Consider the following 9,659-nt stretch of genomic DNA (forward strand, 5'->3'; position numbering starts at 1 on the left):
GCCTCGGCACGTCCGCCCGGATCTCGGTCCCGGCTCCGAGGCCCGTCCGGCGGCGGATCCGTAGCGTCGGTGAGGTCAGTCAGCCTCTCCTCGGGAGCCCGCCATGTCGTCGCTGTCCGCCCTCGCCAACGTCCTGATCGCCCTCGCGGTGGTGGTGCTGGTGGTCGGCCGCCAGATGAAGGCCCGCCGGATCGACACCGGCGGCCGCTTCTGGCTGGTGCCGCTGGTGCTGGCCGTGGTCGCGCTGCGCGACCCCGCGCTGATCGACCGCGGCCACCGGGCGGCCGCGCTGGCCGTGCTGGCCGGTTCGCTGGTCACCGTGCTCGCCATGGGCTGCGTCTGGGGCTGGACCGTCCGGCTGTGGCAGGAGGCGGACGGCACGGTCTGGGCCAAGGGAACCGGGGCAACCCTGGCCGCCTGGGCGGGCATGATCGTGCTGCGGATCGGCTGGTACGCGCTGGGCGGTGCGCTGCACGTGCGGCAGGGTACGGACGTGCTGCTGCTGTCGCTGGCCGGGCTGCTGCTGGTCCGCGGCGCGGTGCTGAAGCTGCGGGTGGCGCAGCGCTTCGACCGGGTCGCCCTCTGAACCGTGCGGAAGGAGTCGCAGGTGTCCCTGGAGTTCTTGACCCGCTGGCCGGCCGGGAGCTTCCCGTACCGGGAGCCGCTGACCCGGCCGCGGCAGGCGATCAGCCTCGGCGGCCGGCTGGTGCTGCTGTCCGTGGTGGCCTGGGGCACCTTCTCCTCCGGGCGCTTCCACGGCTGGCACGCCGCGGTGGCGGTCGGCTGGATGGCCGGGGCGGCCGCGCTCCTGGCGGGCTTCTACGTCTCGGCCCGGGCACGGCGCCTGTGGCCGGCGCTCGCCTGCTCGGCGGGCCTGCTGCTGGTGGCGGTGCTGGCGAACGACGGCGGGGCGTACACGCTGGCCGGGGTGGTGTGGGCCGGCCTGGGGGTGATCGTGCTGGTCCGGCTGCCGCTCGCGGCCGGAGTGGCGGTGGCCGGTGCGGCGCTGGTCTCGTTCGCGGTGATGAACGGCGAACCGCTGGTGGCGGGGCTGACCACCGCAGCCGGCCTGGGCCTGCTGGGTTATCTGCTCCGGATGGACGCCGAGGCGCGCGGCACCCAGCGGCGGCTGCTCGAACAGGAGCGGGCGGCCCGGGCGGCGGAGGCGGAGAGCGCGGCGCTGGCCGAACGGGCCCGGATCGCCCGGGAGATCCACGACGTGCTGGCGCACAGCCTCTCCGCCCAGCTCGTCCACCTGGAGGCGGCCCGGCTGATGCTGGACGGCGGCGCCGACCGGGCGCAGGTCCGGGAGCGGGTGGTGGCGGCCCGCCGGATGGCGCAGGAGGGGCTGGCCGAGACCCGGCAGGCGCTGTCCGCGCTGCGCGGCGAACTCACCCCGGTCGGCGACTTCCTGGTGGAGCTGACGGACCGTGAGCGGGCCGCGCTGGCGATCGAGGGGCCGCCGCGGGCGCTGCCGGCCGAGGCCGGGCTGGCGGTTCGCCGGGTCGCGCAGGAGGCGGTCACCAACGCCCGCAAGCACGCGCCGGGCACCCGGGTCACGGTACGGCTGGCCTATCTGCCGGACGCCGTCGAGTTGGAGGTGCGCAACACCGGCCCGGCGCGCGGCGGCGCCCCGGCGGGCCTCGCCGACAGCGGCTCCGGGTACGGTCTGCTGGGGATGCGCGAGCGCGCCGAACTGCTCGGCGGGGAACTCTCGGCCGGGCCCGGGGACGGAGGATGGCGGGTGCTGCTGCGGGTGCCGACATGAGCGCGGGGCCGGTGACCCGGGTGGTCGTCGCGGACGACCAGACCGTGGTGCGCGAGGGCATCGTGATGCTGCTCGGCCTGCTGCCGGGGATCGAGGTGGTGGGTGCGGCCGCGGACGGCGAGGAGGCCGTCCGGCTGGTCGCCGAGCACGCCCCGGACGTGGTGCTGATGGACCTTCGGATGCCGCGCTGCGACGGCGTCGAGGCGACCCGGCGGATCCGGGCCGACCACCCGGCAACCGAGGTGGTGGTGCTCACCACGTACGCCGACGACGACTCGCTCTTCCCCGCACTGCGGGCGGGGGCGCGCGGCTATCTGACCAAGGACGCGGGGGCGGAGGAGATCGCCCGGGCGATCGCGGACGTGCGCTCCGGTGCGGCGGGGCTCTCGCCGCAGGTGCAGCGGCGCCTGCTGGAGAGCCTGTCCGGACCGGCCCCGGCGGCGCCGGCGGCCCCCGTCGAGGAGGAGCGGGAGCGGTCGGCGGCGCTGCCGGACGGGCTCACCGCACGCGAGGCCGAGGTGCTGGCGCTGATCGCCGAGGGGCTGTCCAACGCGGAGATCGCGGCCGAGCTGTTCGTCAGCCCGTCCACGGTGAAGACGCACATCAACAACCTCTTCGCCAAGACCGCGGTGCGCGACCGGGCGCAGGCCGTGGCGTACGCCTTTCGGCATGGAATCTCACGCCGTTCGTGAGCTGACGGCCGCTCATCAGTTTGGGTGAACGTTCCTGCATCGATTGGCGCAGGCGTGGATGCCGGTCCCATTCTGGTCGGGTCAGCGCGCGACCGGAATCCCGGCCTCCGTGCCCGTACCGACGCCTGCCCTGTCGCGGCGCGTCCCGTCCAGGAGCATCCGTGGTGCAGCAGGAGAGGTTCGACCGGTGGGCCGGCCCGGCAGCGGGCCGGGCCGGCGTCCGCAGGGCGCGGGTGCCGGGGCCCGCCGGGGCGCCGCGGGCCGAGGCCGCCGCCCCCCGCACCGCCGAGTCCGCCGGGCCGGGGCCGACCGGGCCGGACGCCGGCGCGGTGTACCGGGCAGTGCAGGCGAGCGACGCGTTCCAGGAGATCCGCCGCGGGTACCGCGGCTTCGTGCTCCCCGCCACCGGCGCCTTCCTCGGCTGGTACCTGCTCTACCTCGTGGCGCAGGCCGCCGCACCGGCCCTGATGGCCCGTCAGGTCGTCGGCCCGGTGAACGTCGCCTGGCTGCTGGGGCTCGGGCAGTTCGCCTCGACCTTCCTGCTCACCTGGCTGTACGCCCGCAACGCCCGCACCCGGCGCGACCGGGCGGCGCTGGAGCTCCGCTGGGACACCCAGGACCAGCTCCGGTGAGCGGGTCCGCCGCCCCGGCCGTCGCCGGGCGCCTCGCCGCGGCCGCCCCGGCCGGCACGCACCACACGCTGGCGGTCGCGCTGTTCGCGGTCGTCGTCCTGGTCACCCTGGCGATCACCCTCTGGGTCGGCCGCCGCGGCCACGCCGCCGAGGACTTCTTCGCCGGCGGCCGCGGCTTCGGCCCGCTGCAGAACGGGCTGGCGCTCTCCGGCGACTACCTGTCCGCCGCCTCCTTCCTCGGCGTCACCGGCCTGATCGCGCTGTACGGATACGACGGCGTGCTGTACAGCATCGGCTTCCTGGTGGCCTGGCTGGTCGTCCTGATGCTGGTCGCCGAGCTGGTCCGCAACGCCGGCCGCTACACCCTGGCCGACGTGCTGGCGCTGCGGATGCGCCAGCGCCCGGTGCGGGCCGCGGTCGGCGCCGCCAGCATGGTGGTCTCGCTGCTGTACCTGATCGCCCAGATGGTCGGCGCGGGCAGCCTGGTCGCGCTGCTGCTGGGCACCGGCGCGGGCCAGGCCAAGGGCTGGACGATCGTCGGGGTCGGCGCCCTGATGATCGTCTACGTGACGGTGGGCGGCATGCGCGCCACCACCTGGATCCAGATCGTCAAGGCCGTGCTGCTGGTGGCCGGTTCGCTGCTGCTGACGGTGCTGGTGCTGGTCCGCTTCCACGGCGACCTCGCCGCGCTGATGACCGCCGCCGCCGACCGCAGCGGCTTCGGCCGGGCCTATCTGGAGCCCGGGCTGAAGTACGGCGGGAGCGCGATCAGCCGGCTGGACTTCGTCAGCCTGGGGTTGGCCCTGGTGCTGGGTACCGCCGGGCTGCCGCACATCCTCTGCCGCTTCTACACGGTGCCCACCGCCCGGGCCGCCCGGCGCTCGACGATCTGGGCGATCGCGCTGGTCGGCGGCTTCTACCTGATGGCCGTGGTGCTCGGGCTGGGCGCCGGGGCGCTGGTCGGCGGGCCCGAGGTGCGCGCGGCCAACCCGGGCGGCAACACGGCGGTGCCGCTGCTGGCCCTGGTGCTGGGCGGCTCGGGCTCGGTGCGCGGGGCGGTGCTGTTCGCGCTGATCTCCGCGATCGCCTTCGCGACCATCCTCGCGGTGGTGGCCGGGCTGACCCTGGCCTCCTCGGCCGCGTTCGCCCACGACCTGTACGCCCGGGCCTGGCGGCGCGGCGGCCGGGAGGTGGGGGAGCACGAGGAGGTGGTCGCGGCCCGGATCTCCGCGGTGGTGATCGGGGCGCTGGCGATCGTGCTGAGCCTGTCGGCCCAGCGGCTGAACGTCGCGTTCCTGGTCGGCCTGGCGTTCGCGGTGGCCGCCTCGGCCAATCTGCCGACCCTGCTGTACAGCCTGTTCTGGCGGCGGTTCACCACCCGCGGAGCGGTCTGGGCGGTGTACGGCGGGCTGGTGCCGGCGGTGCTGCTGGTGGTCTTCTCACCGGTGGTCTCCGGGGTGTCGACGGCGCTGCTGCCCGGGGTGGACTTCCACTGGTTCCCGTTGGAGAACCCGGGCCTGGTCTCCATCCCCGCCGGCTTCCTGGCGGGCTGGATCGGTACGGTGACCTCGCGCGAGCCCGCTGACGCGGACCGCTGGGCCGAGCTGGAGGTCCGCGCGCTCACCGGCGCCGGGGCGGTCTGACCCGCGCCCGGCGCCGGTGGGCCCGGCTCAGAACGTGCAGTTGGTGACGTGCAGTTCGGGCCGGTCGGCCGGGCCGCCGGTGGCGCAGACGATGGTGCGGTAGTCGGTCTTCACCGCCGGGGTGGTGACGGTCGCGGGGCCGGTGGTGACCAGGGTGGCGGCGGCCACCGTCTGCCACGGGCTGCCCCAGGCCCGCTGGACGCGGACCTCGACCCGCAGCATCACCGGGTGGGCGGCGTCGGCCGGGTCGAGCCGGCCGCCTCCCACGATCCCCTCGGCGGCGGGCTGCTGCCAGACGCAGGGGCGGTTGACCGAGGCCGGGCAGGCCTGGCGGGGCGCAGCCGCCGCGGTGCCGCCGGTCAGCGCGATGGTCGTTGCCGCTGCGGCAGTCAGGCCTGCGATACGGAATAACATGGCACTGTTCTCCTTTGAATCAGAGCCTTGGTGGGTAGGCATCGCTGACTATGTCATGTCCGTGACAGAATCGCCACCGTGAGTGTCCGACATCTGACCGAACCTCAGGTATCCGTCCGATTGCGGACCGTGGCCGAAGCGGGGCGGCCCGGCCCGCCGCCGTCGCCGGGGAGCCGTGCGTGCCGGGAGTGCGGGCGCCCGCCCGCCGGGGCCTCAGCGGGCCGCGAGCAGGTACCGGTGCTCGGGGCGGCCGGTGTCGCCGTAGCGCAGCGAAAGCCGCAGCCGGCTGTCCCGGGCCAGCTGCTTGAGGTAGCGCTGCGCGGTGGAGCGCGACAGCCCGGTGGCGTCCGCCACCTCCTGCGCGGACAGCGCCCGCCCGGCCCGCCGCAGCGCCCCGAGCACCAGGTCGGTGGTGGGCGCGCTGTGCCCCTTCGGCAGCGCGGAGGTGGGCGAGGCGCCCGAGCGCAGCGCGGCGAACATCCGGTCGACCTCGTCCTGGCAGGTCTCCCGGGCGGCCGGCCCGGCGAGCGCGTGCCGCAGCTCGGCGTAGCCGGTCAGCTTGTCCCGCAGCCCGGCGAAGCTGAACGGCTTCACCAGGTACTGCAGCGCGCCGTGCTGCATCGCCGCGTGCACGGTGGAGACGTCCCGGGCGGCGGTGACCATCATGACGTCGCAGCGGATGCCGGCCTCGCGCAGCCGCCGGACGAGGGCGAGCCCGCTCTCGTCGGGCAGGTGGTGGTCCAGCAGCACCAGGTCGACCGGGGTGCGCTCCAGGGCCGCGAGCGCCTGGCCGGCGCTGTGCGCGGTGCCGGTGACCCGGAAGCCCGGGACCTTCGCCACGTACGCGGCGTGCACGTCCGCGACCCGGAAGTCGTCGTCGACCACGAGGACGTCGATCATGCGGTCTCCAGGGTGCGCAGGGCCTCGGGCATTTCCACGGTGAAGCGGGCGCCGCCGAGCGGGCCCTCGCCGACCGCGAGCCGGCCGCCGGAGCGCTCGACGAGGCGGCGGACCATCGCCAGGCCGAGTCCGCGTGGGCGGTGGGCCGGGGCGTGCTTGCTGGTCCAGCCCTCCTCGAAGATCAGCTCGCGCAGTTCCGGCGGCACCCCCGGCCCGCTGTCCGCGACCTCGACCAGCAGGGTCGGGCCGACCGCCCGCAGCCGGACCTCGACGACCCCGCCGGACAGCGCGTCCAGGGCGTTGTCGACCAGGTTGCCGACCACGGTGACCAGGGCGCGGGCGTCCACCGCGGCGTCCGGCAGGTGGCTGTCGGGGGTGACGCCCAGCCGGATGCCGCGCTCCGCGGCGACGGCGGCCTTCCCGGCCAGCAGGGCGGCCACGTGCGGGTCCTGGACCTGCTCGCCGATCCGCGCCGCGAGCGCGGCGTGCGAGCCGGACTGCTCCGAGATGAACGCGGCGGCCTGGTCGTGCCGGCCGAGTTCGAGCAGCCCGAGCAGGGTGTGCATCCGGTTGGCGTGCTCGTGGTCCTGGGCCCGCAGTGCCTCGGTGAGACTGCGGGTGTTGTCGAGCTCGCGGACGAGGGACTCCAGCTCGGTGCGGTCGCGCAGGGTGGTGACGGCGCCGCCGTCCGCGGTGGCCATCCGGTTGACCACCAGCACCCGGTCGTCGCGGACGGCCGGCAGGTCGGCCCCCTCGATCCGGCCGGTCAGCACGTCGGCCAGCCGGCCGGGCGGCAGCACCTCGTCCACCGTCCGCCCGGAGCACTCCCCGGACAGCGCGAGCAGCCGCAGCGCCTCGTCGTTGGCCAACCGGATGCGCCCGGCCGCGTCCAGCGCCACCATGCCCTCGCGGATGCCGTGCAGCATCGCCTCCCGCTCGACCAGCAGACCGGCGATGTCGGCGACCGCGATGTTGTGGGTGCGGCGCTTGAGCCGCCGGGCGAGCAGCAGCGTCGCGGCCAGCCCGGCGGCCAGGCCGGCGCCCGCGCAGAGCAGGATGCCGCCGGCCATCGACAGCAGCCGCCGGCGGATCGAGTCGTCGCTGATGCCGACCGACACCTCGCCGACGATCCGGCCGTCCGCGAGCCGCAGCGGCACCTTGCCGCGCGCGGTGCGGCCCAGGGTGCCGTCCTGGATCGCGGTGACGCTCTCCCCGCGCAGCGCCGGCTCCGGGTCGGTGGAGACCCGCAGGCCGATCCGGGACGGGTCGGTGTGCGAGAGCCGGATGCCGTCCGTGTCGGTGATCACGACGAACTCGGCCCGGGTGGAGAGCCGGATCTGTTCGGCGATGCGCTGCGCGGTCGCCGGGTCGCGGTCGGCCGCCGCCCGGGCGACGGCCGTGTCGGTGGCGGTGACCTGCGCGATGGACAGGGCCCGCTGCATCGCGTCGCGGTCCAGCTCCCGGCTGACCGGGGCGAGGAACAGCCCGGCGGTCACCGCCGTGACGCCCACGGTCACCACCGTCTGGCTGAGCAGCAGCTGCGCGAAGACCCGGCGCGGCCAGTGCGGTCGCCTCATCGCGGACTCCTTCCAGCTCAGCGGGGGTGGGGGTGGAGGGTCACCCTATGTTTCCTGCGTGTTTCTGTCAGCCCCGCCCCGGCTGTTGTAGCGGAAGCAAAAAGAGCACAACACCCCTCAACGCCGCAAAGCCGCGTTACGCCCGCAAGGCTCCCGCGCCTGCCGGTGCCCCTCGTAGCGTCCCGGACCACAGCACCGAGCCGGCGACGACGCCGGCCGAGGAGGTAGGTGGTTCACGTGAGCCCGCACAAGGCCGGCGCCGTCCCGGCGATCGAGTTGACCGGGGCGACCAAACGCTTCCGGACCCCCTCCGGCACCCTGCACACCGCCGTCCGGGAGCTCGACCTGACCGTCGCGCCCGGCGAGTTCGTCGCCGTCGTCGGCCCGACCGGCTGCGGCAAGTCCACCACCCTGACCCTGGTCAGCGGCCTGGAGGAGCCCACCGAGGGCGACGTGCGGGTGTACGGCGAGCCGGTCTCCGGCATCAACGAGCACGTCGGCTTCGTCTTCCAGCAGGACGCGGTCTTCCCCTGGCGGACCGTGCTGTCGAACGTCATGGCCGGCCCCCGCTTCCGCGGCGTCCCCGCCGACCGGGCCCGCGAGAAGGCCCGCGACTGGCTGGCCCGGGTGGGCCTGTCCGCCTTCGAGGACCGCTACCCGCACCAGCTGTCGGGCGGCATGCGCAAGCGCGTCGCACTCGCCCAGACCTTCGTCAACGATCCGCGGATCCTGCTGATGGACGAGCCGTTCTCGGCGCTCGACGTGCAGACCAGGGCGCTGATGTCCGACCAGCTGCTGGAGCTGTGGGCCGGCACCGGCTCCTCGGTGGTGTTCGTCACCCACGACCTGGACGAGGCGATCGCACTGGCCGACCGGGTGGTCGTGATGACCGCCGGCCCGGCCACCGTCAAGGAGATCTTCACCGTGGACCTGCCGCGCCCGCGCACCGTGGAGGCCGTCCGCCTGGAGCCCCGCTTCGTCGAGCTGTACCGCGAGATCTGGGCCTCGCTCGGCGAAGAGGTCCGCATCACCCGTGAGAGAGGAGCGGGTCGTGCCGCTTGAGACCGCCGCCGTCGCCGCCCCCGCCGCCACCACCCGGACCGAGGTCCGCGAACGGGCCGCCCGCAACCGCCGCCTGGGCGTCCACGCCGCCCGCGCCGCGGTCCTGGCCGCCTTCCTGGGCCTGTGGGAGCTCTGCTCCCGGACGGGGCTGATCGACCCGTTCAACTTCTCCCAGCCCTCGAAGATCTGGGCCCAGATCTGGCAGTGGATCACCCACGGCACCGCCCAGGGATCGCTCGCCGAGCAGATCGGCTACACCCTGTACGAGGCGCTCTCCGGCTGGGTCGTCGGCGTGGTCGGCGGCGTGCTGCTGGGCATCGCGCTCGGCCGGATCCGCTTCCTGGCCGACGTGTTCGGCCCGTACATCAAGGTCCTCAACGCGATCCCGCGGATCGTGCTGGCGCCGATCTTCCTGATCTGGTTCGGCCTCGGCCCGGCCTCCAAGGTCGCCTCCGCCGTGGTGCTGGTGTTCTTCCCGGTGTTCTTCAACGCCTTCCAAGGCGCCCGCGAGGTCGACCGCAACCTGGTCGCCAACGCCCGCATCCTGGGCGCCGACAACCGCAGGGTCACCCTGCAGGTGGTCATCCCCGCGGCCACCACCTGGATCTTCACCAGCCTGCACGTCAGCTTCGGCTTCGCCCTGATCGGCGCCATCGTCGGCGAGTACATCGGCGCCACCAAGGGCCTCGGCCTGATGGTCGCCGCCGCCCAGGGCACCTTCAACGCGGCCGGCGTGTACGCCGCGATGACCATCCTCGCCGTCGTCGCGCTGCTCACCGAGGGCCTGCTCACCTTCGCCGAGAAGCGGCTCTTCCGCTGGAAGCCGGCCGACGCCGGCGACGGCCGCTGACACCCCCCCCCCCCCCCCCCCCCCCCCCCCCCCCCCCCCCGCCCCCCCCCCCCCCCCCCCCCCCCCCCCCCCCCACCCCCCCCCCCCCCCCCCCCCCCCCCCCCCCCCCCCCCCCCCCCCG

The 9,659-nt window shown here is 75.0% G+C and carries 10 protein-coding genes; 7 read left to right on the forward strand and 3 right to left on the reverse strand.

Features of this window, described 5'->3' with window-relative positions; translation table 11 throughout:
* Positions 1-103: 103 nt before the first annotated feature.
* The 5 genes from ACFV0G_RS17410 (at position 104) to ACFV0G_RS17430 (ending at position 4,735) form a co-directional block, all read left to right on the forward strand.
* Positions 104-586, forward strand: coding sequence for a DUF1453 domain-containing protein (locus tag ACFV0G_RS17410; protein WP_380547723.1), 483 nt, complete (start codon positions 104-106; stop codon positions 584-586).
* Positions 587-607: 21 nt separating this feature from the next.
* On the forward strand, positions 608-1,768 hold the full coding sequence (locus ACFV0G_RS17415) for a sensor histidine kinase (protein ID WP_380547726.1): 1,161 nt from the start codon (positions 608-610) through the stop codon (positions 1,766-1,768).
* Entirely contained in the window at positions 1,765-2,460 is a 696-nt protein-coding gene (locus ACFV0G_RS17420; protein WP_380547730.1) for a response regulator, read from the forward strand. The genes ACFV0G_RS17415 and ACFV0G_RS17420 overlap by 4 nt, the downstream gene beginning before the upstream one ends.
* A 161-nt stretch (positions 2,461-2,621) precedes the next feature.
* The gene (locus tag ACFV0G_RS17425; RefSeq protein WP_380547733.1) at positions 2,622-3,092 is read left to right on the forward strand and encodes a DUF485 domain-containing protein; all 471 of its coding nucleotides are present in this window, start codon (positions 2,622-2,624) and stop codon (positions 3,090-3,092) included.
* Positions 3,089-4,735: a cation acetate symporter gene (locus ACFV0G_RS17430; protein WP_380547736.1), complete on the forward strand. Its 1,647-nt coding sequence runs from the start codon at positions 3,089-3,091 to the stop codon at positions 4,733-4,735. Before ACFV0G_RS17425 ends, ACFV0G_RS17430 begins: the two co-directional genes overlap by 4 nt.
* A 27-nt stretch (positions 4,736-4,762) precedes the next feature.
* Here ACFV0G_RS17430 and ACFV0G_RS17435 read toward each other — a convergent pair whose 3' ends face one another.
* From ACFV0G_RS17435 to ACFV0G_RS17445, 3 genes are all read right to left on the reverse strand, one after another.
* Complete coding sequence (locus ACFV0G_RS17435) at positions 4,763-5,149, reverse strand: hypothetical protein (RefSeq protein ID WP_380547738.1); 387 nt, start codon at positions 5,147-5,149, stop codon at positions 4,763-4,765.
* A 213-nt stretch (positions 5,150-5,362) separates the two neighbouring features.
* The gene (locus ACFV0G_RS17440; RefSeq protein WP_380547741.1) at positions 5,363-6,049 is read right to left on the reverse strand and encodes a response regulator; all 687 of its coding nucleotides are present in this window, start codon (positions 6,047-6,049) and stop codon (positions 5,363-5,365) included.
* Complete coding sequence (locus ACFV0G_RS17445) at positions 6,046-7,626, reverse strand: ATP-binding protein (RefSeq protein WP_380547744.1); 1,581 nt, start codon at positions 7,624-7,626, stop codon at positions 6,046-6,048. The genes ACFV0G_RS17440 and ACFV0G_RS17445 overlap by 4 nt, the downstream gene beginning before the upstream one ends.
* A gap of 237 nt (positions 7,627-7,863) precedes the next feature.
* On the opposite strand from ACFV0G_RS17445, the gene ACFV0G_RS17450 reads away from it, so the two are divergent.
* Both ACFV0G_RS17450 and ACFV0G_RS17455 read left to right on the forward strand, forming a co-directional pair.
* Complete coding sequence (locus ACFV0G_RS17450; protein ID WP_380547747.1) at positions 7,864-8,688, forward strand: ABC transporter ATP-binding protein; 825 nt, start codon at positions 7,864-7,866, stop codon at positions 8,686-8,688.
* A complete protein-coding gene (locus ACFV0G_RS17455; protein WP_380547750.1) occupies positions 8,678-9,538 on the forward strand; it encodes an ABC transporter permease in 861 nt (286 codons plus the stop codon). Before ACFV0G_RS17450 ends, ACFV0G_RS17455 begins: the two co-directional genes overlap by 11 nt.
* Positions 9,539-9,659 lie beyond the last annotated feature (121 nt).

Origin of the sequence: Kitasatospora sp. NPDC059571 (genome assembly GCF_042735675.1) — a bacterium.
In the GTDB taxonomy this organism is placed as follows: Bacteria; Actinomycetota; Actinomycetes; order Streptomycetales; family Streptomycetaceae; genus Kitasatospora.

What these genes read in the sequence shown, in the direction of transcription:
- ACFV0G_RS17410 (WP_380547723.1), top strand. Translation starts at nt 104, where the DNA reads ATGTCGTCGCTGTCCGCCCTCGCCAACGTCCTGATCGCCCTCGCGGTG.
- ACFV0G_RS17420 (WP_380547730.1), top strand. Translation starts at nt 1,765, where the DNA reads ATGAGCGCGGGGCCGGTGACCCGGGTGGTCGTCGCGGACGACCAGACC.
- ACFV0G_RS17435 (WP_380547738.1), bottom strand. Translation starts at nt 5,149, where the DNA reads ATGTTATTCCGTATCGCAGGCCTGACTGCCGCAGCGGCAACGACCATC.
- ACFV0G_RS17440 (WP_380547741.1), bottom strand. Translation starts at nt 6,049, where the DNA reads ATGATCGACGTCCTCGTGGTCGACGACGACTTCCGGGTCGCGGACGTG.
- ACFV0G_RS17445 (WP_380547744.1), bottom strand. Translation starts at nt 7,626, where the DNA reads ATGAGGCGACCGCACTGGCCGCGCCGGGTCTTCGCGCAGCTGCTGCTC.